Origin of the sequence: Dactylosporangium sp. McL0621, assembly GCF_049995355.1 — a bacterium.
GTDB lineage: Bacteria > Actinomycetota > Actinomycetes > Mycobacteriales > Micromonosporaceae > Dactylosporangium.
In genome coordinates, this window is the sequence record NZ_CP188259.1 from 7,343,156 (window position 1) to 7,366,585 (window position 23,430).

22 protein-coding genes are annotated in these 23,430 nt (G+C 72.2%); 10 read left to right on the plus strand and 12 right to left on the minus strand.

Features of this window, described 5'->3' with window-relative positions; genetic code table 11:
- Window position 1 precedes the first annotated feature (1 nt).
- Window positions 2-1,291 (minus strand): extracellular solute-binding protein, encoded by a 1,290-nt coding sequence (locus ACPPVO_RS34505; RefSeq protein WP_426502728.1) that lies wholly within the window; start codon window positions 1,289-1,291, stop codon window positions 2-4.
- 201 nt (window positions 1,292-1,492) lie between these two features.
- Between ACPPVO_RS34505 and ACPPVO_RS34510 the strand changes: the two genes are divergently transcribed.
- A complete protein-coding gene (locus tag ACPPVO_RS34510; RefSeq protein WP_426502729.1) occupies window positions 1,493-2,521 on the plus strand; it encodes a LacI family DNA-binding transcriptional regulator in 1,029 nt (342 codons plus the stop codon).
- Complete coding sequence (locus ACPPVO_RS34515) at window positions 2,518-4,683, plus strand: alpha-galactosidase (protein WP_426502730.1); 2,166 nt, start codon at window positions 2,518-2,520, stop codon at window positions 4,681-4,683. The genes ACPPVO_RS34510 and ACPPVO_RS34515 overlap by 4 nt, the downstream gene beginning before the upstream one ends.
- Here the strand turns inward: ACPPVO_RS34515 and ACPPVO_RS34520 are convergent.
- Complete coding sequence (locus ACPPVO_RS34520; protein WP_426502731.1) at window positions 4,649-6,148, minus strand: long-chain-fatty-acid--CoA ligase; 1,500 nt, start codon at window positions 6,146-6,148, stop codon at window positions 4,649-4,651. The two genes, ACPPVO_RS34515 and ACPPVO_RS34520, sit on opposite strands and share 35 nt — an antisense overlap.
- 154 nt (window positions 6,149-6,302) lie before the next feature.
- Here ACPPVO_RS34520 and ACPPVO_RS34525 point away from each other — a divergent pair, with 154 nt between their 5' ends.
- Window positions 6,303-7,502: a PucR family transcriptional regulator gene (locus ACPPVO_RS34525; protein WP_426502732.1), complete on the plus strand. Its 1,200-nt coding sequence runs from the start codon at window positions 6,303-6,305 to the stop codon at window positions 7,500-7,502.
- An 85-nt stretch (window positions 7,503-7,587) separates the two neighbouring features.
- Here the strand turns inward: ACPPVO_RS34525 and ACPPVO_RS34530 are convergent, their stop codons facing one another.
- Both ACPPVO_RS34530 and ACPPVO_RS34535 read right to left on the minus strand, forming a co-directional pair.
- Window positions 7,588-8,094 carry a hypothetical protein gene (locus ACPPVO_RS34530; protein ID WP_426502733.1) on the minus strand — a complete coding sequence of 169 codons (507 nt, stop codon included), beginning with the start codon at window positions 8,092-8,094 and terminating at the stop codon, window positions 7,588-7,590.
- Window positions 8,095-8,134: 40 nt separating this feature from the next.
- Window positions 8,135-8,272 (minus strand): hypothetical protein, encoded by a 138-nt coding sequence (locus tag ACPPVO_RS34535; protein ID WP_426502734.1) that lies wholly within the window; start codon window positions 8,270-8,272, stop codon window positions 8,135-8,137.
- Window positions 8,273-8,340: 68 nt separating this feature from the next.
- Here ACPPVO_RS34535 and ACPPVO_RS34540 point away from each other — a divergent pair, with 68 nt between their 5' ends.
- The 3 genes from ACPPVO_RS34540 to ACPPVO_RS34550 all read left to right on the plus strand — a co-directional run bounded on the left by ACPPVO_RS34540 (window position 8,341) and on the right by ACPPVO_RS34550 (window position 10,412).
- Window positions 8,341-9,123 carry an SHOCT domain-containing protein gene (locus tag ACPPVO_RS34540; RefSeq protein ID WP_426502735.1) on the plus strand — a complete coding sequence of 261 codons (783 nt, stop codon included), beginning with the start codon at window positions 8,341-8,343 and terminating at the stop codon, window positions 9,121-9,123.
- Window positions 9,124-9,163: 40 nt separating this feature from the next.
- On the plus strand, window positions 9,164-9,943 hold the full coding sequence (locus tag ACPPVO_RS34545; protein ID WP_426502736.1) for an SHOCT domain-containing protein: 780 nt from the start codon (window positions 9,164-9,166) through the stop codon (window positions 9,941-9,943).
- A 121-nt stretch (window positions 9,944-10,064) separates the two neighbouring features.
- Window positions 10,065-10,412, plus strand: coding sequence for a DNA polymerase ligase N-terminal domain-containing protein (locus tag ACPPVO_RS34550; RefSeq protein WP_426502737.1), 348 nt, complete (start codon window positions 10,065-10,067; stop codon window positions 10,410-10,412).
- A gap of 334 nt (window positions 10,413-10,746) precedes the next feature.
- Here ACPPVO_RS34550 and ACPPVO_RS34555 read toward each other — a convergent pair whose 3' ends face one another.
- Window positions 10,747-11,334 carry a hypothetical protein gene (locus ACPPVO_RS34555; RefSeq protein WP_426502738.1) on the minus strand — a complete coding sequence of 196 codons (588 nt, stop codon included), beginning with the start codon at window positions 11,332-11,334 and terminating at the stop codon, window positions 10,747-10,749.
- Between the two features lie 132 nt (window positions 11,335-11,466).
- On the opposite strand from ACPPVO_RS34555, the gene ACPPVO_RS34560 reads away from it, so the two are divergent.
- From ACPPVO_RS34560 to ACPPVO_RS34570, 3 genes are all read left to right on the plus strand, one after another.
- Window positions 11,467-13,311 (plus strand): sensor histidine kinase, encoded by a 1,845-nt coding sequence (locus tag ACPPVO_RS34560; protein ID WP_426502739.1) that lies wholly within the window; start codon window positions 11,467-11,469, stop codon window positions 13,309-13,311.
- Entirely contained in the window at window positions 13,308-13,949 is a 642-nt protein-coding gene (locus ACPPVO_RS34565; RefSeq protein WP_426502740.1) for a response regulator, read from the plus strand. Before ACPPVO_RS34560 ends, ACPPVO_RS34565 begins: the two co-directional genes overlap by 4 nt.
- Before the next feature lie 304 nt (window positions 13,950-14,253).
- The gene (locus tag ACPPVO_RS34570; RefSeq protein WP_426502741.1) at window positions 14,254-14,652 is read left to right on the plus strand and encodes a cupin domain-containing protein; all 399 of its coding nucleotides are present in this window, start codon (window positions 14,254-14,256) and stop codon (window positions 14,650-14,652) included.
- Window positions 14,653-14,682: 30 nt separating this feature from the next.
- Here the strand turns inward: ACPPVO_RS34570 and ACPPVO_RS34575 are convergent, their stop codons facing one another.
- From ACPPVO_RS34575 to ACPPVO_RS34600, 6 genes are all read right to left on the minus strand, one after another.
- Complete coding sequence (locus ACPPVO_RS34575; RefSeq protein ID WP_426502742.1) at window positions 14,683-15,600, minus strand: NADP-dependent oxidoreductase; 918 nt, start codon at window positions 15,598-15,600, stop codon at window positions 14,683-14,685.
- 308 nt (window positions 15,601-15,908) lie between these two features.
- On the minus strand, window positions 15,909-17,537 hold the full coding sequence (locus tag ACPPVO_RS34580; protein WP_426502743.1) for a SulP family inorganic anion transporter: 1,629 nt from the start codon (window positions 17,535-17,537) through the stop codon (window positions 15,909-15,911).
- Window positions 17,538-17,557: 20 nt separating this feature from the next.
- Complete coding sequence (locus ACPPVO_RS34585; protein WP_426502744.1) at window positions 17,558-18,580, minus strand: DUF4331 family protein; 1,023 nt, start codon at window positions 18,578-18,580, stop codon at window positions 17,558-17,560.
- Window positions 18,581-18,606: 26 nt separating this feature from the next.
- A complete protein-coding gene (locus tag ACPPVO_RS34590; RefSeq protein ID WP_426502745.1) occupies window positions 18,607-19,020 on the minus strand; it encodes a cupin domain-containing protein in 414 nt (137 codons plus the stop codon).
- 72 nt (window positions 19,021-19,092) lie between these two features.
- Complete coding sequence (locus ACPPVO_RS34595) at window positions 19,093-19,872, minus strand: helix-turn-helix transcriptional regulator (protein ID WP_426502746.1); 780 nt, start codon at window positions 19,870-19,872, stop codon at window positions 19,093-19,095.
- Window positions 19,785-21,845 carry an AAA family ATPase gene (locus ACPPVO_RS34600; protein ID WP_426502747.1) on the minus strand — a complete coding sequence of 687 codons (2,061 nt, stop codon included), beginning with the start codon at window positions 21,843-21,845 and terminating at the stop codon, window positions 19,785-19,787. The genes ACPPVO_RS34595 and ACPPVO_RS34600 overlap by 88 nt, the downstream gene beginning before the upstream one ends.
- Window positions 21,846-21,900: 55 nt before the next feature.
- On the opposite strand from ACPPVO_RS34600, the gene ACPPVO_RS34605 reads away from it, so the two are divergent.
- Window positions 21,901-22,083: a hypothetical protein gene (locus ACPPVO_RS34605; protein WP_426502748.1), complete on the plus strand. Its 183-nt coding sequence runs from the start codon at window positions 21,901-21,903 to the stop codon at window positions 22,081-22,083.
- Window positions 22,084-22,455: 372 nt separating this feature from the next.
- On the opposite strand, the gene ACPPVO_RS34610 is transcribed toward ACPPVO_RS34605, so the two are convergent.
- Window positions 22,456-23,367, minus strand: a complete 912-nt coding sequence (locus tag ACPPVO_RS34610; RefSeq protein WP_426502749.1) for an alpha/beta fold hydrolase — start codon at window positions 23,365-23,367, stop codon at window positions 22,456-22,458.
- Window positions 23,368-23,430: the final 63 nt, after the last annotated feature.

A 23,430-nucleotide genomic window follows, 5' to 3' on the forward strand; every position in this document is an offset into this window, starting at 1 on the left:
CTCAGCTCGCCTTGGCCCACTCGGCGTCGAGGTACGCGGCCGCATCGGCGGCGGTCTTCCGCCCCGTGATCAGGTCCTGGGCGGCGGCGTCGACCTTGGCGGCCAGGCCCGGCAGCAGCCCGTCGTCGGCGGTCTCCCAGCGGAAGGTGTGCACCACCGCGTTCGCGGTGACGGCCTGCTGGTAGAGGTCGTAGCCGGCCTTGTACACGGCGCCGGTGTCGGCCGGCGGGGTGTAGCCCTTGATGGCCGGGAACAGCCCGTCGGCCTTGACCGAGGCGTCGAGCTGGGTCTTGTCGAGCTGGAACGCCAGCGCAAACTTCTTGGCCGCGTCGAGGTTCGCCGCCTTGGCGCTGACGATCATGCCGCCGCCGGTGTAGGCGGGCACGACCAGCCTGCCGTCGGCGGTGGGGAAGTTGAACACGCCGATGTCGAACGGGTGCTTGCTGTCGCCGCTGGCGGCGAACCAGTTGCCCATCGGGTACATCGCGCCCTTGCCGTCCAGGAACGCCTGCTCAGTGGCCGCGTAGTCCCGCGACACGTCGGACTTGGCGATGTAGCCCTGCTGTGCCAGGTTCGCAAACTTGGCCAGGGCCGCGGTGAAGTCCTGGTCGGCGAACTTCACCTGGCCGGCCCGGCGTTTGGTCAGCCAGTCCGGCGTCGTGCCGTACACGTCGACGCTGACGATGCCCGCCAGGATCATCGACGAGGCGAAGGTGTCCTTGCCGCCACCCACGACGAACGGCGTCACGCCCTTGGCCTTGAGCTTCGCGGCCGCGTCGAGCAGTTCGGTCCAGGTCTTCGGCGTGGCGGTGATGCCGGCATCGGCGAACATCCGCTTGTTGTAGTAGATCGGCGGGATGGTCTGGGTGTTGGCCGGGAGCTGGAAGTACTTGCCCTTGATGGGGTTGGCGGTCGGGAAGACGAAGTCCTTGAGCTCGTCGGGCGACCAGGCGTAGAGGTTGCCGGCCTCGGCGAACCCGGCCGGCGAGACGGCGATCATCACGTCGGGGAACTGCCCGGACTGCAGCAGCTGTTTGGCGTAGTCGGTGCGACCGTCGGCGGTCGGTGCGACCAGCTTGTTGACCTTGATGTCCGGGTATTTGTCAGTGATCCGCTTGATGGCGGCGTCCCAGTAGGACGGGGTCAGGTTCGGCGTCTCGAAGGTCAGGAAGCTGATGGTCTTCGTCCCGGAACCGCTGTCGGCGCTGCCGACGCTGCAACCTTCTACCGCGGCACCGGCGAGGAGGGCAACCGCGGTGCCGAGCGCCTGCCGTCGTGTCAGAGATGGCATGTGGGGTGTCCCTTCCGAACGCGCAAGAGGGGCGGAACCTCGGATGAACGCGCGTACATTTCTCAGCGAGCGGGACGCTACGCCGCGCAGTCGACTCCGTCAATGGGTCAGAATCGGGCGGTTGACGGGCCTCGGCCGGGGAGCCGATACTGGCCGGGCGGCTCGATGTACACGCGTTCAGCAGCCTCGAAAGGATGGGCGATGGCCACGAGCGAAGAGGTGGCGCGCCTGGCCGGGGTGTCCCGGGCGACGGTTTCGCGCGTTCTGTCCGGCACGGCGAGGGTCAGGGACGCGACCCGGCTGCGCGTCGAGGCGGCCGCGGCCCGCCTGGGCTACCAGCCCGACGTGGCCGCGCAGAGCCTGTCCGGGGCCCCGTCGAAGACGATCGCGCTGGGCTTCTTCGCCAACGACGTCTGGACCCTGTCGCAGCTGACCCGGCCGCAGTACCACTTCCATCTCGACGTGCTGCACCACATCGAGGCGGCGGCGGCCAAGGCCGGCTACGACCTGCTGGTCCCCTCGCGCCCGACCAGCACGGCCAGCGACAGCTACGTGCGGCTGCTGCGGTCGCGGCGCGTGGCCGGCACGATCATGGTCGCCTGCCCCCCGGACGACGTGCGGATCCAGGCCCTGGTCGAGTCGCGGCTGCCGACCGTCTTCGTCGACGCGATCGGGGCCGGGCCGCACGCCACCTACGTGGCCTCGGACAACACCGACGGCGCCCGGCAGATCACCGAACACCTTCTCGCGCTCGGGCACCGCCGCATCGCCCGGATCACCGGCACCGAGACCGACCCGTCCGGCCGCGACCGGCTCGCCGGTATTCGCGCGGCACTCGGCGCGGCCGGCATCCCCGAGGACCCGGGCCTCGCCCGCCGGTCGGACTGGTCCACCGAGGGCGCCTACCGCGCCGCGCTCGACCTGCTCGAAACCCGCCGGGACTTCACCGCCGTCATCGCCGAGAGCGACATGATGGCCATCGGCATCCTCCGCGCGATGCACGAGCACGGCCTGCGGGTGCCCGACGACGTATCGGTCACCGGCTTCGACGACATCGACCTGGCCGCGTTCACCCTGCCGCCGCTGACCACGGTCCGGCAGGACACCGACGCCATCGGCGCCACCGCGGTCACCATGCTGCTCGACGTCATCGACGGCGAGACGCCGCCGCCGATCCTGCTGCCCACCGAGGTGGTCGTCCGCCGCTCGACCGCGGCGCCGCGCGCATGACCGCCCCGGCCCACCCGGCGACGAGCGTGTCCCGGCCCATCACCGGCGAGCTCGCCACGGGTGTGTGGTGCCTGTCCACCCCCAACAGCAGCTACGTGCTCGCCGTCGCCGCCGACGGACGCCTCCTGCAGTTGCACTGGGGGGCCCGGCTCACCGACGTCGACTCGTCCCGCCTCGGCGAGGCCGCCGCCGTGCCGCCGTACGAACTGCCGCTGGAGAGCCAGGAACCGCTGCCGGTCGACGGTGGCCTGCGCTGGGGCCCGCCGTCGCTGCAGATCGCCTTTCCCGGCGGCGTGCGCTCCGTCGAGCTGGAGCTCGTCGGCGACGCCGTCGCGGCCGAGCCCGGCGCCCACCGGCTCGACCTGGTGCTCGCCGACACGCGTTTCCCGCTCCAGGTCGTCCTGCACCACCGCGTGCGCGACGACTCCGACGTCATCGAACGCTGGGTCACCCTCCGGCACACCGCGGACAGCGGCGAACCGCTGCGGATCATCCGCGCCGACTCCGGCAACTGGCTCATCCCCCAGCTCGGCGACTACCGCTACAGCGTCGTCAGCGGCGGGTACTCGGCCGAGGGCCAGCTGCGGCGCGGACGGCTGCCCGATGGGGAGTACCGGCTCACCAGCCGCACCGGCATCACCGCGCACCACGCCAATCCCTGGATGATGATCGACGACGGCACGGCCACCGAGGCGCACGGCTCGGTGTGGAGCGTGGCGCTCGCGTGGAGCGGCTCCTGGCGCCTCACCGCCCACCGCCACTTCCAGGGCCGCGCCGCCGTCAGCGCCGGGTTCGGCCACGACGGCCTCAGCTGGCCCCTCGACCCCGGCGCCGAACTGACCACACCGCCGGTCCTCGGCCTGTACACCGGCGGCGGTTTCGGCGCGGCCAGCCGCGGCTGGCACCAGCACGCCCGCGCCCATGTGCTGCCCCACCCCGGCGAGGACCGGCCCGTGCTGTACAACTCGTGGGAAGCCGTCGAGTTCGACTTCGACGAGGCCGCGCAGCTGGACCTCGCCCGCTGCGCCGCGGACCTCGGCGTGGAGCTGTTCGTCATCGACGACGGCTGGTTCAGCACCCGCACCAGCGACCGTTCCGGCCTGGGCGACTGGTGGCCCAACCCCGGCCGCTTCCCCGGCGGGCTGGCCGCCGTCGCCGGGCGCGTCCACCGGCTCGGCATGCGGTTCGGCGTCTGGGTCGAACCGGAGATGGTCAACCCCGACAGCGAGCTGTACCGCGCCCACCCCGACTGGGTCCTGCACTTCCCGCACCGGCGCCGCGACGAGCTGCGCCGCCAGCTCGTGCTCAACTTCGCCCGCGCCGACGTGCGGACCTGGGCCCTCGACTGGCTCGACCGGCTCGTCGCCGACAACGACCTGGACCACCTCAAGTGGGACATGAACCGCGGCTTCAGCCAGGCCGGCTGGCCCGAACGCGGCGACGCCCAGGACTGGCTGTGGATCGACCACACCCGCGGCGTCTATCAGGTCATCGACGAGTTGCGTGCCCGGCACCCGGCCCTGCGCATCGAATCCTGCGCCGGCGGCGGCGGACGCCTCGACTACGGCATGCTGGCCCGCACCGACCAGGTCTGGCCGTCGGACAACACCGACGCCTACCAGCGCCAGTCCATCCAGCACGGGCTGAGCCAGCTCTACCCGGCCGCCGTCATGTCGGCCTGGGTCACCGACAAGCCGTACAGCCACGACGAACAACGCAACCAGTACGCCTACCACGTCGCCATGGCCGGCGTCCTGGGCATCGGCGGCAACCTCAACGCCTGGACCGACGCCCGGCACGACCAGGCCCGCCGCAACATTGCCCTCTACAAGCAGATCCGCGCGATCGTACAGCGGGGCGCGCAGTACCGCGTCGGCGATCCGCCCGGCGCCGGCCTCACCGCGATCCAGTACGTGCTCGGGGCCGAGACCGTCGTCTTCGTCTACCGCCCGCGCGCAGAGGTCGCGCCCGGCCCGGACCTCCTGCGCCTCGCCGGCCTCGACCCGGACGCCGCCTACACCGACCCGGACACCGGAACCGTCGCCTCGGGCCGGAGCCTGATGTCTGCCGGCCTGCCGATCGGCGGGCGACTGCCCGCCGGCGACTGGGCCAGCGCGGTGATCCGCCTCAACCGGACTGCTCCACGGCCGCGGGTGGGCTGATCTCGCGCTTGAGGATCTTCCCGGTCGGGCCCTTCGGCAACTCGTCGAGAAGCCAGATCCGGCGGGGGTACTTGTACGCCGCGACCTGGCTCTTGACGTACGCCTGCAGGCTCTCGACGGTTTCGGTGACGCCCGGTCGCAGCACCACCGCGGCGCCGACCTCCTCGCCGAGCGCGGAATCGGGCACGCCGACGACCGCCGCCTCCAGCACGGCGGGGTGCTCGTAGAGGATCTCCTCGATCTCGCGGGGGTAGACGTTGTACCCGCCGCGGATGATGAGCTCCTTCTTGCGGTCGACGATGAAGAGGTACCCGTCCTCGTCGGCCCGGGCCAGGTCGCCGCTTCGGAACCAGCCGTCCGGGATCGCTTCGACGGTCGCGTCCGGCCGGCGCCAGTAGCCCTTCATCACGTTGTGGCCACGGATGGCGATCTCACCGACGCCGCCGGGCGGCACGTCCGCGCCGCTGTCGTCGACCAGGCGGATCTCGACGCCGCGGATCGCCGTACCGATGGAGCCGGGCTTGCGCGGGCGGTCGGGCTGGTTGAACGAGGCGACCGGGGAGGTCTCGGACAGGCCGTACCCCTCCAGGATGACGCACTCGAACGTCTTCTCGAACCCGTGCAGCACCTCGACCGGCAGCGCGGCCCCGCCGGACACGCAGACCCGCAGCGCGTCGTAGCGCGGCCGGCCGGCACCGGCGGCGCCGAGCACCGCCACGTACATGGTCGGCACGCCCTCGAAGACCGTCACCCGGTCCCGGGCGAGCACGTCGAGCACGTCGTCGGGGACGAACCGCGGCACCAGCGTCAGGCTGGCGCCGGCGCTGATCGCGGCGTTGAGGCCGCAGGTCTGCCCGAACGAGTGGAACAGCGGCAGCCCGCCGAAGATCACGTCGTCGGGCTCGAGCCGGAACAGGTCCCGGGCGCAGACCTCGACGTTGGTGGTCAGGTTGGCGTGCGTCAGTTCGGCGCCCTTGGGCTGGCCGGTCGTGCCCGAGGTGTAGAGGATGACGGCGGTGTCGGAGGACTCACGGTGGCGGACACCCAGCCATGGGAGCACCGGCAGGGAGGCGCCGAACCCGGCCTCCACGACGGTGCAGTCGATGCCGGCCCGCGCGGCACCGGCGTTCGCCGCACCGGCACACGTCTCGCCGGCGAAGATCATCCGGGCCTGCGAGTCGCCCAGGTAATAGGCGACCTCACGCTCCTTCAACAGCGGATTCATCGGTACCACGACCGCGCCGACGCGCAGGATCGCGTAGTACACGACCGCGAACTCGGGGACGTTGGGCAGCATCACGGCGACCCGGTCACCCGGCCGCACCTCGCGGGCGGCGAGCAGTCCGGCGACACCGGCGACGCGCCAGTCGAGCTCTCGGTAGGTGAGGACGGTCTCGTGCAGCCGGATCGCGGGGCGATCGGGGAAGGCGTGGGCACTACGCACAAGGTTTCCGGCGAGATTCATGGCGGACCTCCGGCGGCGGTTGAGGTTCCACGATTCTGACCAGCGGCCGACCGGCCGGGCCATGTCCCACGGAACACGGCCCGGGGCGGTCCGTTGTGCCCGCGCACAACGCCGCGCCCTCCCGGGCGTCCGCCCGAGCCCGTACGCTGCGGGGATGGCGCACCTACCCGCCTTTCCCGGGCCGACCGTCGCCGCGATCGGTGAGCGGCTGCTCGAACGGATCGACGAACTCGCGGATCAGCTGACGGCGGCGATCCGGGCGGCGGAGCCGTTCTACGACGCGGGGAACGTCGTGCCGATCGCCGACCTGCGCGGCTCGATCCACAACAACCTGGTGTACATCCTGAGCCGGCTGGCCGGCCGCGCCGCGCCCGACCTCGGGCCGCCGCGAGTGACCGGCCGCCGCCGCGCCGAGCAGGGGGCACCGCTGCCGTCGATCCTGCACTCGTACCGCGTTGCCGGCACGCACATCTGGTCGGCGATCGTCGAGGAGGGGCTGCGCCTGGACGGCACCGCAGAGGCGCTGCTGCCGGCCGCGTCCGAGCTGTGGTCGATCATGGATGAGCTGTCCAGCTCGGTCACCGACGCCTACCGCGAAACGGTGGTCGAGCTGACCCGCAGCCACGCGCAGACCCGCAACGCCATGCTCGACGTACTGCTGCACGGCGACACCGGCGACGGGTCCCGGCTGTGGGAGAGCGCGGCCGGGCTGCGGCTGCCGCGCCAGGGGGTGTTCGTCGTCGCGGCCGCGCACGCGGAGCGGCTCGGCGCGGAGTCGATCCCCCGCGCCGAGGAGGCGCTGCGGGCCCGCGACATCGAGTCGGCCTGGCGGGTGGAGATCGACGCGCACGTGGGCGTGGTGGTGCTGAGCGCTCGCAACACCATCGACCGGCTGTGCGCCCTCCTCGCCGAACTGGCCGGCGGGCCGGTGGGGCTGAGCGAGCAATACCACAGCCTGGAGCAGACCCCGACCGCGCTGCGACAGGCCCGGCTCGCGTACGCCGCCGGCGCGCAGGCCGGGCGCGGAGTGATTCGCTACGAGCAGGTGCCGGTCGCGGTACTCCTGGCGAGCGCGCCGGACGCGGCGGCCGGCGTCGCCCAGGCGGTCCTCGGGCCGGTCCTGGCCCTGCCGGCGCACGAGTGCCAGCTGCTGGTGGCGACGCTGCGGGCCTGGTTCGCCGCGGACGGGGCCACGTCGGCGGCGGCCGCGAAGCTGTACCTGCACCGCAACACGGTGCGGTACCGGCTGCGGCGGGTCGAGGAGCTCACCGGGCGCAGCCTGACCCGGCCGACCGGCATCGCGGAGCTGCACCTGGCGCTGGAGGCGGCCCGCATCCTCAAGTTACCGGCGTGAGGCGGGTCAGGGTCCCGGCACTCCCCCGCGGCCGCGACGATCGCCCGGGCGGTCCTCCTCGGCCGTGCCGGACCCGCGAGGACGTTCAAGCCGAGGTATCCCAGTCGATCCGTACCGCAGGCCGCCGCGGATGCGCGTGGACGCCCACGACGGTCCCGACGGTGAGGCCGGCCCGCTGGTCGCCGGTCAGGGCCTCGCGGGTCACCATCGTCCGAGGTGCCCCGTCGCCTGTCGTGACGGAGAGGGCGATGTCGACGAACTCCCTTCGGTGCCACTCGTCCGCGTAGAAGCCGGTCGCCCGCAGGACGGTCACCGTCGCGGTACCGGCCACGGCGGAGCGCAGCCTGCGGGTGTGGATCAGCCGGCGCCCGAGCCGGACCGCCGACCACACCGCCCAGGCCAGACCGGTACCGCTGAAGACGCTCAGCCAGACCCAGCCGGTCACGCCGTCCAGACCGGCACCCAGCCCGAGGGCCAGGCCGACCCCGGCGAAGACCAGGCCGAGGCAGACCTGACTGCCCGTCTCTACGATCTCGGCCGTGTGGTCCCTGAACGGGCGGAACGAGGGCGGTCGGCGGATCACGACCTCCATGATGGCGCATCCATGGGATGCCTGCCCGCTGGTTTGTACCTCACGCGCCTGCTGTGCTCACCGCCTCGGCGGCTTCCTTGACCGGCTCGACGTCCGCGCCGCCGGCCAGCACCACCCGGGCGTAGCCAGTGCTGTTCGCCGCGTTCAGGTGACCAGGCGCCGACATGTCCCAGTTCACACGCGGACGTTCCTGGCATCGCGGTAGGCCGGCGCCGGAACGTTGCGGGGTACGCCTACGGTGGCGCCATGCGGACAGGCCGGATCATCGCGTTCGTGGTCGGCCTCACGGGGGCGGCCGCCACCGGCACCGGCGCCTACGCGCTCGCCGGCGGCGCCCCGTGCCCGCCCGTCTGCGTCGCTCCCGGGTGGCTGATCGGGCTCGGGGCGCCGACGGCGGTGGTGGCCGGCATCGTCGCCACGAGCCCGATCATGCTGTTCACGGCCTTCGCCGCGGTCGGGCTCGGACTCGTCGCCGCCGCTGTCGGCAACGGGCACCAGTCGGTCCAGTCGTACTTCCCCGGCGGCATCTTCCTGCTCATCGGGCTGGGCGGGAACGTGGTGTGGTTCGCCGTACGCAACCTCGACAGCACCGACGGGCGCGCCGCGCTGTTCGCGACCGGCCGCCCCGGGCTCGCGACCTTGCTGTCGCTGACCGACACCGGCGGCTCCGTCAACGACAACCCCGAGGTGATCATGCGGGTACGGATCGAGCCTGCCGACGGGAGCCCGGCGTTCGACAGCACCCGGACGTTGCTGGTCTCCCGGCTGGCCGTACCGCGTCCGGGCCAGCGGCTCGCGGTGTACTACGACCCAGCCGATCCCGACCGCTTCGTCCTGGTCACCGAAGCCGACACCGAGGCGCCGGACGAGGCGCGCCGGCTACTCGAGCGGCTGCGGGCCGAGTCCGTACGAGCCGCCGCGCCGACGGTGGATCCGGTCGAGCGGCTCGGCAAGCTCAACGCGCTGCGCCTCGCCGGCGCCCTGACCGAGGAGGAGTTCCAGCGGCAGAAGGCGAAGCTGGACCTGTAGAGCGGCGGCCGGCTTGACATCGGCGCATACGCTGCCGGTCGTGCGCTGGCTTCGATCCATCGGTACCGGCATCGGGGTCGTCGCCTCAGTCATGACCGGCATCGGTTCCTTCTACCTCGCCCCCATCGACTCCTGCTCCAGCAGCTGCCCCCCGCAGCTGTGGCTGTTCGGCGTAGGGCTCCCGGTGGCGTTGCTGGCCTGTGCCGTCGGCTCCGCCAACATCGTCTTCCTCACGCTGCTGTGCGCCGTCGGCGTCGGGTACATCGCCGGTACCGCAAGCTCCCCCGGCGCATCGTCTGCCGGATACTTCATCGGCGGCGGCTCCCTGCTCCTGGCCGCCGGCGGCGTCGCGATCTGGTGGTTCACCCGCAACGTCGACACCACCGACGGCAGCGCCGCCCTCTACGCGACGGGACGGCCGGCGGTAGCGACGTTGCTGTCGCTGACCGACACCGGCGGCTCAGTCAACGACAACCCGGTGACGCTGATCCGGGTGCGGATGGAGCCAGTCGACGGCGGCCCGGCCTTCGAGACGGCCCGGACCTTCCCCGTGTCGCGGGTGAGCGTGCCGGTGCCCGGCCAGCGGTTCGCGGCGTACTACGACCCGGCCGAGCCCGACCGGTTCACCCTCGTCAACGCCGGCGAGGAGGTCCCCGACGACGTAGGCCGGCTCCGCGATCGGGTGGATGCCCAGACCCGCGCCGCCGCCGCACCGCCGGTGGACCCGCTCGACCGGCTCGCGGAGCTCAACGAACAGCGCCTCGCCGGCACCCTGAGCGAGGCGGAGTTCCAGCGCCACAAGGCGGAGCTCCTGCGGTGACCGCGCACTTGGGAGAGGCTCAGGGCTTCGGCGTCACGACGTGGTCGACCGCATGGACGAGGCGCTGTTCCGCCTCGGCATCGGTGTGGTCTGAACATCCGAATGGGGCAAACTGAGAGGCGTGGACGATCAGGGGCGGGCGACGTTTGTGCTGCACGAGCACCACAAACCGCGGCACCACTTCGACCTGCGTCTGGAAGAGGACGGCGTCCTGCGGTCGTGGGCGGTGCCTCGCGGCTTGCCGGAGGACCCAAGGCACAACCGACTGGCGGTCCCGGTCCCCGATCACAACCTCGAGCACCTGACCTACACCGACGCCGACAAAGAGATCGCCGATATCGGCTGGTGGCAGGAGGTGGATCGCAACGACAAGCGCATTGTCTTCACACTGCATGGCCGGGGCGCCCCGCGAACGTACGCGCTGATCAGAACAGCGTCGGACTGGCTGTTGCATCTTGTGAGGGATTAGAGATCGGTTCGAAGTGAGTGGACGTCTGACCACCTCGCGGCCAGGCGATCAACACGCGGTGAAAGCGGCATGATCCGGCAAAGCCCGCACCAGCCGGACCAGGCGGTGACGGCCGGCCGGCAGACCCAACGCCGCAACAAGCCGCGCACCGGCCCGCCCCGGCCAGGGCGGGCCCGACCGTGGTCAGCACCTGCCGCAGCCCTTCGGTGCCGTCGAGACGTCCCCGGGTCGTCGGCCGCCGGCCTGATACCGCTGCCGGCGGCCGTTACCACAACCACCCTCCGTGCCCCCAGCCCACGACGGGGTCTGCTTGAATGCGGGCTCGGATCAGCCTTTAGCGGACTGCCGTGGCGGGTAGCGAGTCGCCTCGACGCTGTGCGTGCTCGGCGACGCGGCGCGGCAGTACGACCAGAAACGCGATGTAGAGGGCAACGAGCAGCAGCGGGCCCGGGCCGATGGCGAAGAACGAGCCGAGCAGCCAGACCATCGGCCACACGCCGAGGACCCACCTCGGGAGCAGGCCGGTGCGCCACGAACCGGCTGCGAGCAGGGCGAGTGCGACAAGCGTGAGGGCGGAGCACAACAGGTACGTGGGGCCCCAGCGTTGCTCGGCCCCGGCGAGAGCCGACGCGGCGCACTGGGCGGCCAGCACCGTGCAGGCGGCTGCGTTGAGCCAGGTGCCGACCGCGCCGAGCCGTCCGTCGCGGCCGTGCTGCAGCCGGTGTACCACGAATGCGTGCACGATGCCGACGAGGGCGATCGGCACCCCGGCCGCGGTGTACCAGTAGTCGGCGGCGTATTTGAACTCGCCGCCGTCGACCGTCGTCCAGAACGTGGCGACGATCGCGAACCCGATCAGCGTGACGATGCCGATGCCGAGCGTGACTTGGAGTGCGCGGACCAATTTCGCGTCGGTAGTCATGGCCGTGTCCTTTCCGGTGAGATGCATGCCGGCAACGACGCTACGAACGGTCGCGGCCCCGAGTCGTCCGTCGGAGGAGGTCGTTCGCGGGGAGGACGCCACCCGCACCGCGCTCCTCCTACCCTGGGTCGCGTGCAGCGCATTTCGAGGCTCGACGCCGCGGTGGCCGCCGGCCTCGTCCTGGCCGGCGTCGCCGAGGCGGCCCGGGTGCGCGGGCATCTGCCGCTGAACGTGGCCGGCGCGCTCCTGCTCGCGGTGCTCGCCGTGCGCCGGCGACGGCCGGTGCTGGCCATCGTCGGTGTCGCGCTCGCGGGCGTGCTCGTGGCGGTGGTACCACACTTGCTGTGGTCGCCGCCCAGCGGTGAGATGACCGTGCCGATGCTCGCGCTCATGGTGGCGTCGTACTCCCTCGGCGTGCACGCCCGCCTCCGCGTGGCATTGGCGCTCGGCGTCCTGCTTCCGCTGGCGGTCGTGCTCGCCTCCGACGTCACCGGGCCGATGCGCGGCTGGCCGCTGCTCAACGGCGTCCTGTTCGTCACCCTGTTTCTGGGGCTCGTGCCGATGCTCGTCGGCCGGGCCGTGCGGGCGCGGCAACAGCGGCTGTCGATGCTGCGCGAGCAGCGTGAGCGGATCGAGCGCGAGCAGCGCGCCAACGCGGAGTCGGCGATGCTGGCCGAGCGGCTGCACATGCTCGAGCGGTTGCGGCCGACGCTGCTGCACGGCCTGCGCGCGCTCTCTGACGACGCCGAGTCGGGCACCGGCCCGCGCGCGATCGAGGAGGCCGCCCGGGAACTGCTCACCCGGACCCGCGAGGAAGTGGTCGCGCTGACCGCCCCCGCCGACGAGGCCGCCCATGTGGTGACGTCCGGCGCCGACCATCTGCCGGCACTGCGCGCCGCCGCCCAGCCGTGGGTGACCCTCGCGGCGGGCGCGCTCGCGGCCGGCCTCGCCATCGAGTCGGCCGGCGTCCTGGCCGTCCCCGCCGCCGGGTGGGTCGCCGTCCTCGCGAGCATCGCGGTCGGCTTACCGCTGGTGGCGGCCTGGCGGCTGCCGGTGACCGCGGCCGCGCTGGCGTGGCTGGCCACTGCGGCGTACTCCCACCTCAGCACGCCGCTCGGTGGCACGCTGTCGGAGACCGGAATCTGCTTCGCCACGTCGTTCGCGGTCGGTGCGCTGTCGCGCCGCCCGACGGCGGTGGTGGGCCTCGTCGTGTGCTGGGCCGGGCACGCCGCAACGGCGGCCAACCCCGGGCTGCTGGGCGACGAGGCGGCGCTGCTGGTGTTCTGGCTCGGCGGGCTCGCTGTCAACGAGGGGAGCCGCCTGGTGGAGCAGACCAGGGCCAACAACGTGCTCCTCGCCGGGCAGGAGGCGGCGGCGGCCCGGCGCGCGGTCCTCCGTGAGCGCGTGCGTATGGCCCGCGAGCTCCACGACGTGATCGGTCACAGCCTGACGGTCGTCGCGCTGCAGGCCGGAGCCGCGCGGCGGCTGGCGGGCACGGACCCGGCGCGCGTACCCGCCGTGATGCGGACGATCGCCGCCGCCGCGCGGGAGGGCGTGGCCGCGCTCGAGCCCGCGGACACCGAACCGAGCCTCGCCGCGATCATCGATCGGACCCGCGCCACGGGCCTGCCGGTGGACGCGGACATCGCCGAGGCGGCCGCCATCGGACACCCGCATCGAGCGGTGGTGCTGCGGGTCGTGCAGGAGGCGCTCACCAACGTGCTGCGGCACGGACCCGGATCGCGGGCGACGGTTGCAGTACACCAGAAGGGACAACAGGTGCGGGTGCAGGTTACGAACTCGGCGCCCACCCGGCCGGGCAGCGGCCCCGTCATGGGCCGCGGCCTGGCCGGCATCCGGGAGCGGGTCGCCGCCGTCGACGGAGAGGTGACCTGGGGCCGCCGCGACGACGGCGGCTTCGAGGTGCGGGCCGTCCTGCCGCTGGCCGCGCCGGCGGACGCCGAGGCCCAGCCGTGATCCACCTCGTGATCGCCGACGACCAGCCGCTGGTCCGCAGCGGGATCCGGATGATCCTCGAGGGTGAACCCGACATCTCGGTCGTGGGCGAGGCGGCCGACGGAGACGAGGCGGTCGCGCTCGTCCTGACCCACGAACCGGACGTGCTCCTCCTCGACGTGCAGATGCCGGGCATCGACGGGATCACCGCGATGCAGCGGATCGCGGTCCGCAACGTCGCGACGCGCGTGCTGATGCTGACGACGTTCGACCTCGACGAGTACGTCTATCGCACCATGCGCGCCGGCGCCGCAGGCTTCCTGCTCAAGGATATGCCCGGCGAGGACATCGTCTCCGCGGTACGGCAGGTCGCGCGCGGCGCCGACGCACTCCTGGCCCCGGCCGTGACCAGACGGCTCATCGAACGCTTCGCTGCCGCGCCCCCGCACCCGCCGGCCGCCGGCCTCGCCCAACTGACCGCCCGCGAGCTCGACGTGCTGCGCCTCGTGGGCCGCGGCATGTCCAACGCCGAAATTGCCCGCGAACTCTTCATCGGCGAGACCACAGTGAAGACCCACGTGGCCCGCGTCCTGATGAAACTGGGCCTCCGCGACCGGGTACACGCAGCCATCGCCGCCCACCAGGCCGGCCTCACGTGACGGGAGGTCGCCGACCTAACTCGCGGTCGGCGGCCAGATGCGGACCTCGGCCGGCGCGGCTGGGCTTCACCCACGTAGAACTGATCGCCGCCTGAGGGCAGGTCAGATCCATAGCCAGGATTTGGAATCCGCCCAGGCTTGGGTGCGCCGTTCGCGGCGGAGTGCGAGCTCCGGCGAGCCATCCCTGGCGCCTCGCGGTCCGGCACACCCCGGTCACCTCGCCCGGATGGGGGTGGTAGGGCACGGCCGGGCAACCATGGGTGTCTGTAACCAGTTGCTACGGACACCTCAGGAACGTTGGAGGATGGCGATGCGCGAGGATCTCATCACGCGGACGACGCTGCTCGACGAGTCGCCGCCGTTCATTCCCGATTCGCCGGAGTTCATGACGGTGCTGATCGAGGTGCCGCCGGGCGAGGGCGTCGCGCCGCACCGGCATTCCGGCCCGCTTTCCGCCTACGTCCTCGAAGGCGAGATGATCTTCGAACTGGAGGGCCAGCCGGAGCGATTGGTCCGGGCCGGCGAGGCGGTCTTCGAACCGGGCGGCGACGTCATCCACTACCAAACCGCCAACCCCCGGCCGGACACCTGGCTGCGCTTCCTGGCCACCATGATCATGGTGCCGGGTCAGCCGATGCAAACGCTGGTGAGCGATGAGGAACTCGAACAGCGCCGCGAACGGCGTGCACCACGGCCTTCCTAACGAACGCCCGACGATCGCGTCCCGAAGTCCTCACGGACGTACGCGGATGATTGTCTTCCCGTTGATCCGCTCGGTCGGGTTGAGGGCAGCGACGGCGTCGTCGAGGGTTGCGACGTTGCCGATGTTTGTCCGTAGTCGACCGTCCCGCACCCGCTGGACGATCTCACTCAGTTGGGCGCGATCGGACTCGACGACGAAGTCGACCGTCAACCCGTCGTCGGGCCGGGCCTCGGATGGCCCGACGACGGTCACCAGCGTTCCTCCGGCACGAATCAGGCCTGCGGACCGATGCTGGATGTCGCCGCCGATGACATCGAACACCAGATCGACGCCGCCGACGTCCTCCAGGACGTCGTTGTCGAGGTCGACGAACTCCTGCGCGCCGAAGTCGAGCGCCTTCTGACGGTCGGCAGCGCGCCCCGTACCGATGACATACGCGCCGGCCTCGCGCGCGAGTTGTGTCACCATCGTCCCGACTGCGCCGGCCGCGCCGTGCGCGAGCACACTCTGCCCAGCCTGAAGGCGGCCGTGCTGAAACAGCCCTTGCCACGCGGTCAGGCCCGAGATCGGCAGGCTCGCGGCCACCGTGAAGCCAACGTCGCCCGGCAACGGCGCAAGGTTGCGTGCCTCGACGGCCACATACTCCGCCAAAGTGCCGTCGCGATGCCAGTCGGTGATGCCGAAGACCCGCTGCCCCACCGTCAGACCGGTCGTGCCGTATCCGAGCGTGATGACCACACCGGCCATCTCGTGCCCGGGGATCGACGGTGTTCGGTCACGGTCGGCGCGATCGGTCCAGGTCGAGGGCCACTCCGTCTCAGTCGGGACGAATCCCGACGCATGAACCTGAACGACGACGTCATTAATCGCTGCCGGCGGCTCGGGCCGCTCCGCCAGCGCCATCCCGGCCGTCCCCGCAGCCCGGTCCCTCACCACGATCGCCTTCACCCGGAACCTCCCTCACCCAGTCCTCGCCCACACAGCATTGGTTCGCCGGTGCGAGTGGCATCAGACCTCGGCGTGAGAACTGTCCGGACACCTAGATCGTGTCACCGTGCCGCACGGCCTGTGCCGACCAGCATGGTTGCGCCCAGTGTCTGCCCAGGTCGCGGACCAGTCCAACGACGTCGTCCGGTACGAGATGTCCAATGGCTTCGCAGAGTAGACGCAGCGCGGTCGTACCCGGTCGGGTCGGGCGCAAACTCGGTCGACCGCAGCAGGCAGTCCCGGAGCCGAAATCGAAGCGGCGTCCGCGCCTACCGGGTGGCCAGCGTCGGCGTTCCGGGATCGGCAGCACCGGGGGCAGTGGCCTGGTCCAGCGTTTGGTAGGTCGCGACGTCGGCGAGGTCGCTGGCGGCGACGGCGTCGCGGGCGGCCCGGTAGAGGTGGGCGAAGGCCAGTGCGCGACCCGATTGTTCGGTGCGGCGCCGGATGGTCCTCAGGGCGTTGAGGACGCTGAGCCGGAGGTCGAAGCTGGCGGACAGGTCGAGCACGATCGTGCTGCCGGGTTGGCTCGGCACGGCGTCGACGGCGGCGGCGAGCCGGTCGATGTTGGCGAAGAACAGTTGGCCATCGGGGCGCAGGACGGTCACGCCGTCAAGGCGGGTCAAGCCGGGGACGCGGTCGAGGGCCAGGTAGGCCGACCCGTCCGGTGCCCGGCCGAGTTCGGAGACGTGCAGGTGGCTCGCGTCGGCGATGAAGATGATCAGTGACAGGGCGACGGCGATGAGCAGGCCGGGGATGAGCGTAAGGGTAGTGACGCCGAGGATCGCCGTCGCGGCGACCGCGAACGCGCGCGGATCGCGGGCGAGGTAGGTGCGCAGCGGCCGGACGGTCAGGAACGGACGGACGGCCATGATGACAACCGCGGCCAGGACCGGCTCGGGCAACAACGTGAACGCCGGCGTCAGGGCGAGACCAACGACGAGGACCAGCGCCGCGGTCACCATGGGTAGCCAGCGGGTGCGGCCGCCGACGGCGCGAGCGGCGAGGCTGACTGACGGGCTGCCGCTGACGGCGAGCCCGCCGACGGCGCCGGTCAGCAGGTTGGCGACGCCGAGGCCAGCGAGCTCACGGTTCGGTTCGAGGGGTGGGTCGTCAGGGTCGCGGACGCGTTCGGCGACGCCGTGGCCGAGGACGAGGACAATGAGGGCCATCCCGGCCGCGGTGGGCAGCAGGTGTAGCCAGGCGGCAGCATCCAGGTCGGGCACGAGGAAACGCGGTACACCGGCCGGCACCCGCGGCACGTGCGCGACGCCGTGCGAGCGCAGGCGCAGCCGGGCCGAGGCGGCCGCCGCGGCGGCGAGGACGAGCAGAGTCGCCGGGATGCGTGGGAGCCGGGTCTCCAGCAGGAGCAGGGCGATGAGGGCGGCGGCGCCGATGGCGAGCGACGGCAGGTGCCAGTGCGGCACGGCGCCGGCGATGTCCCAGCCGCGGACGAAGACGTTGGTGGTGCGGGTCGGTACGTCGACGATGACGGCGGCCTGGCGGACGACGATGACGACGGCGAGGCCGAAGAGGAAGCCGCGCAGGGCTTCGGGGGCGAGGAATCGGGCGATGAAGCCGCCGCGCAGCAGGCCGGTGATGAGCAGGATGCCGCCGGTGAGCAGGGTGAGGGCGACGGCGAGCCGGGCCCGCCGGTCGGGGTCGGCGGTGAGGCCGGCCACCGCGGCGGAGGTGATGACCGCGGTGGCGGCGGTGGCGCCGACGATGAGGCGCGGGGACCGGCCGAGCACCGCGTAGGCGAGAACGCACAGCGGTGCCGCGGCCAGTCCCTGGGCCGGGGGGACGCCCGCGATCTGGGCGAACGCGACGGTCTCGGGTGCGAGCAGGGCCACCGCGGTCAGCGCGGCGACGAGTTCGGTCCGGATGGTGGCGGCGGACATGTCGCACCCCTTTCGATCGGTCAGGCGGCCGGGATGACGTACGGGAACGAGTCCTGGCTGCGTTTGCGGTCCGCGGCGCGCAGGCCGCCGGGGATCGCCGAGTTGGTGGCGAGGGAGAACATGATCTCGGGGGCGTTCTCGGCCAGGCGCCGGCCGTTGAACGCGGCGAAGACGAACTGGGCGGGGCTGCCGACGACGTAGCCGAGCAGGTCGGGCACGATCCGCTCGACGAGGCTGGCGGCGTGGACGTCGGGCCGGTCGGCGGTGCCACGGCGGCGCACGACGGAGGCGACGAGTTCGCCGATCGCGGCGGCGTAGTTGGCGGCGTCGTCGGCGGGGTGGGTCTCGTTGGCGTGGCTGGCCTCGTGGCTGTCGGCGTTGCGGAAGATGGGCCAGATCATCGGCAGTCCGGTGCGGCCGATCTGCCGCCAGCCGCCGGCGTCGGTGGCCAGTTTGGTGGTGCTCCAGGTGGCGATGCGGCGTCCGCGGTACAGCGTGCTGCCGCCGACCGGCAGCTGCAGCACGATGGAGCGCACGGTCGAGCCGGCGAAGGTGTCCTGGGCGACGCCGGTCACCCAGTGCGTGAGGTCCTCGTCGCCGCCGCGCAGCACGGTGCGGTCGACGGCGTCGAGCAGCGTCAGGTCGAGGTAGAACGGCTCGACGGCGTGCCCGGCCCAGACGGCGCCGCCCTGCGTGGTCGTGGCCCGCTCACCGGTACGGCCCTGGGCGACGACGGTGCCGCGGGCCGCGTCGTCGCCGGCGTCCGGTCCGGTGAGCAGTTCCAGGGTGTAGGGCTGGGCGCCGTCCTGCTCGGCGCCGAAGGCGAACCGGTAGGTGAGGTCCTCCCGGCCGCGGCCGGCGAGGTGGATCTTGAACTCGTAGCGGGCCTCGGGGTGGAACGGGTCGGTGAAGGTGTCGCCTGCAAGCGAGGTGCGCACGTTCATCACGAGGACGGTGGCGCCGTCGGCGTCGAAGAGGTACTGGTCGGTGATGTTGAGCCGCGGGTCCTGGCGGGCCTGGGGCGAGTCGAGGTGGTGGGACATGGTGCGGTCCTTCCCGGGTCGGGCGCTCAGGCGCCGAGGGTGTCGGGGTAGGTGGTGTTCCAGTCGCGGCGGTCGACGTTGGTGTCGAAGTCGCCGGGGGCCTCGAACGTCACGTGGGTCATGGCCTCGCTGGGGACGGCGCCGTGCCATTGCCAGGTGCCGGGCGGGTTGCTGATCACGTCGCCGGCGCGGACGAGGTGCAGTCCGTCGTCGTCGGCGACGACGCCGACGCCCTCGACGACGACGAGGTGCTGGCCGTGGTGGTGGATGTGCGGCCGGGTGCGGGCGCCGGCACCGAAGTGCACCGCGAGGGAGCCCAGTCCGGGCAGTGCGCAGGGCAGGTGCCGCACCCGGACGTCGTCGGGGTTGTTGAACAGCAAGCGCAGCTGGTCCGGGACCGGTTCGCCGGCCGTGTTCGCGGTGGATGCGATGTCGTCCATGGCCAAGAGCCTGGCGGGTACGCAGCGGCGGGTGCTGCGGTCGTTCGACTGCCGTTGGCGGCGCCGTGCGGGTCAGTCGGTGACTGCGTCGCGGCCCAGCCGGGCGGCGAGCTGGCCGCGGGAGGTGATGTTGAGCTTCGGGAACATGCGGTAGAGGATCGAGCCGATGGTGCGGGGCGAGAGGTAGGGCCGTTCGCCGATCTCGCGGTTGGACAGGCCGGTCGCGGCGAGCCGGGCAACCTGCAACTCCTGCGGGCTGAGCACGTCGTGCAGGGCCGGGGCCGCTGTCGTCGGTCGCTCGCCGGCCGCGCGGAGTTCGATCGCGGCCTGCTGGGCCCAGGTGTCGGCGCCGATGAGCTCGAGGGTCGTGTGGGCGGCGCGCAGCGGGATCCGTGATTCGGTCATCCGTCGTTGGCGGCGCAGCCAGGAGCCGTAGGCGAGCTCGAGCCGGGCCCGGTGCCACGGCCACCTGGTGAGGTCACGGGCCAGGGCCGCCCGGTACAGCGGTTCGGCGTCCTCGTCGGCCGCGAGCACTGCCTCGGCATAGCCCAGGTGGACCAGCAGAGTCGGAGCCTGGGTCGCCACGGCCAGCCGAGCCATGTCCGCGACGATCGGCCGGACGTCGTCGTCGAGGCAGGCATTGCGGGCGGCCTCGACCAGGGGGGCCAGGGCGTGGTAGCGCTCGGACTCGTGGAATGCCGGGTCCGTGGGGTCGAACATCCGGCGCAGCGCGTGGTAGGCGTCGGTGTGCCGGCCGGTGCGGATCAGGCCGAGCCCGCGGGCGAGCTGAACGCAGGCGAGCAGGTTGTTGAGGCGTTGCGTGCCGGCGGCCTGTTCGGCCCGGCCGGCCATCGCGTGGGCGGCGTCGGGGTCGCCACGCAGGCTCTCGACACGGCGTTGAGCGACAGGGAACCGGTGTCCCAGATGGGTTGGCCGGTGTCGGCGGCGAGGCGTCGGCCCTCCTCGACCGCGGCGACCGCGCGGTCCCACTCGCCGAGTTCGAGCCGGTTGAGCACCTGCATGGTGAGCACCTGCGACAGCAGCGCGAGACGGCCCTGCTCGCGCAGGTGGCGTTCGGCGCGCTGGAAGCAGTCGATCGCCGACTCCGGGTCGCCGACGGCGTGGGCGGCCATGCCGTAGAGGTGCAGCGCGGCCGGGTCACCGATGTCCTCCGGTGCGATGCGGGTCAGCGCGGCCAGGACGGGCGCCGCCTCGGTGCACGGGTGGGCCACGGCGATCGTGGCGATGGCTCGCGGCTCGGCGGCCGCGTCGGCCAGGCTGCGCACGGTGGCCACGATGCGGTCCTGGGCGCTGCGGCCGGCCGAGGCCCACCAGGTGCGCAGGGACGCTCCGTGCAGCAGGTTCAGCGCGAGGGCGCGGTCGCCGGCGGCGGCCGCGGTGAGCGCGGTGTCGCACAGCTGGCCGATACGTCCGGCGTCGCCGGGCACGCCGTCGTTGAAGATCTCCCGCAGCCAGGCGAGCCGAGCCCGGTCGAGCGTGGAGAGCGGGCAGCCTTCGGCCGCGGTGGTGAGCCGGTCGACGAGGTCGGCGCGGCCGACGCCGAAGGCGTGCTCGGCGGCCAGGAGCAGGCGGTGACCGCGACGGGCGGCGTCGCCGGTCAGCTGGGCGGAGCGGTGCAGCGAGGAGATGGCGGCCAGGATGGCGCCGCGGCGCAGCGGGATGGTGTGGGTGGCCTCGAGTTCGTCGGCGACGGCATCGTCGGGTCCGACGATGGATTGGGCGCGGTGCCAGACGCGCCGATACGGCTCGCCGGCCAGGACCTCGGCGAGGGCGGCGTTGGCGGCCTGGCGGCGGGCCAGCGGTTCGGCGTGCAGGATCGCGGAGCGCACGAGCGGGTGGCGGAACACGACCCGGGCCTCGTCAACGTGGACCAGCCCGGCATCGGCCGCCGACGTCCACACGTGGGTGGTGGCGGCCCGGCCCGTGAGCGCGCCGGCCGCGGCGAGGATCTCCGGCAGTTCGTCGGTGTGGTCGACCGCCGCGACCAGCAGCGCGTCGCGCGTGTCGGACGGCAGGTCGGGCAGGCGGCCGGCGAACGCCTGCTCCAGCCGGGCGGTCAGCGGCAGTTGCCCGGCGACGTGCTCGGCCGTGAGCTCGGTGGTGCGCCGCCATGCAGCCGGCAGCTCGACCAGGGCGAGGGGGTTGCCGAGTGACTCGAACAGGATCCGTTCCTGGGTGACGGCCGGCAGCGTCGCCCCGGAGACCGCGATGAGCTGCCGGGCCGCGGTGTCGTCGAGTCCACTGAGGTCCAGGACGGGCAGTCCCGCGTCGAGCAGGGGTCCGTCGTGCCCGGCGCGCACGGTGCCGATGACGACGACGGGGTCGGCGCCGATGCGGCGGCCGACGAACGCCAGTGCATCGTGGGTGGGCCGGTCCAGCCACTGTACGTCGTCGGCGGCGACCAGCACCGGGCGGTCTCCGGCGGCGTCGGCCAGCAGGTTCAGTGTGGCCAGGGCGATCATGAAGGGCTCCGGCGTGGCGGCGTCGTCCATGCCGAACGCGGCCAGCAGCGCCCGGCGCTGCATCGCCGGCAGCCGGTCGGCCCGGCCGAGCAGCGGCCGCAGCAGCTGGTGCAGGCACGCGAACGGCAGCTGCGCCTCGGCCTCAACTCCGGTCGTGCGCAGCACCTCGACGCCGGTCGCGCGGCCGTAGGTGCAGGCCGCCTGCAACAGCGCCGACTTGCCGATGCCCGGTTCGCCGCGCACGACCAGCGCGCCGCCGCCGTCCGCCGCCGTATCGATCAGCCCGGTCAGGGCGCGCAGCTCGTCGTCGCGGCCGAACAGGTGAGCCGCCGCCGTCGACACCGACAACGACGATCGGGGACCGCTCCTGCTGATCATGGGCGGCCAGGACCACACCGTGCCGGAGACCATCACCAAGGCGACGCTCAAGCAGTACCGCCATTCCACCGCCGTCACCGAACTACACGAGTTCCCTGACCGCGGCCACAGCCTCACCATCGACAGCGGCTGGCAGGCCGTGGCGGCAACCTGCGTCGACTGGCTCGAGAAGCAGCACCTCGCAGCCACCATCCGGCGCTGACAGCGCACCCGATCGAACTCGATCGGAGTTGCCGGTTCAGTGGTGAGGCGTTCGGCTGGTCGATCCGGCGTCCTCGGCGGCGGATCTGCAGCGCTTGGACGGCATGCGGGAGGTCGATGCAGAGCGCGGATCTCTCGGCGACCGTGACCGCGGATGGCGGCGGCCGTCGCCCTGGTCGGGGTGACTCGACCAGGGCGACGCCGCGATCATCGCGGCCGAGACCGTGCGGCAGGCGTCTGCGGACATCGCCATTGCTCGTCGCGCACCATCGCCAACACACGGGTCGCCGTCGATGCTTGGCTCGTGAGAGGCGCCGCACCGTGAACGAGCGGAGGCGCAAGACCGGCAGGGCGAAGCTCCGCCATGAAGGTGTCAGCTGTGCGGCACGCCTGCTACTGGTTCGCCATCGAGGAAGTCCTCCAGGACCTCGGTGAACCGCGCCGGCTGCTCCTCGGCCACGTAATGGCCGCAGTCGTCGAGGACCGTCTCGGTGACGTCGTCGGCCGCGAGTCGCATCGTCTCGGCGACGAGCGCGCCGCTGTACCGCGCGCCGCCGACGGCGAGCACCGGCAGCGTCAGCCGGGTCTTCCCGCGCTGCTCGTTCTGCGCGATCGTCTCGTCCAGCGCCCGGTAGTACGCGAAGCTCGCCCGTAGCCCGCGCGGATCCGCGACGATCGCATCGACGTAGACGTCGACGGCGTAGGCGGGGATCGCGTCCGGGGTGGCGGCCTTCTTGGCGAACTGGTAGCCGAAGAAGAGCCGCTCCCGCCCCCGGACCAGTTCCTCGTTGAGGTCGGTGAGCCGGTTGAAGCCGAAGTGCCAGAGCCGCTGGTTGACCGCGGCCGGGCTGAAGACCGACGGGGTCGGCGTGAGGCCGGGGATGATGGCGTCGACGACGGCGAGCCGGCCCACCCGCTCGGGGTGATCGGCAGCGAGGGCGTATGCGGTCCACATGCCGATGTCGTGGCCGACCACGTCAAACCGGTCGTGCCCGAGCGCGGCCATCAGCGCGACGAGATCGGCGGCCAGCGTGCCGGCGTCGTAACCGGCGTCGGGCTTGTCGGAGAGGCCTGACCCGCGCGAGTCGACAGCGACGACGGTGCGCGTGCGGGCGAGCGCGGGCATTACTTCCCGCCAGGCGTACCAGGTCTGTGGCCACCCGCCGACCAGCAGCAGCGGCGGGCCGTCCCCGCCGGTGACCGCGTGCAGCCGCAGCCCGTCGAGTTCCACGAGCCGGCTGGTGAAGACGTCGGTGAACCCGTCGGGCAGGCGCAGCGAACGCAAGCGTGTCGTACCGTCGGCCGTACCCATCATGGAACGATCAGTCCAACTTCTCATGCCGGTGAC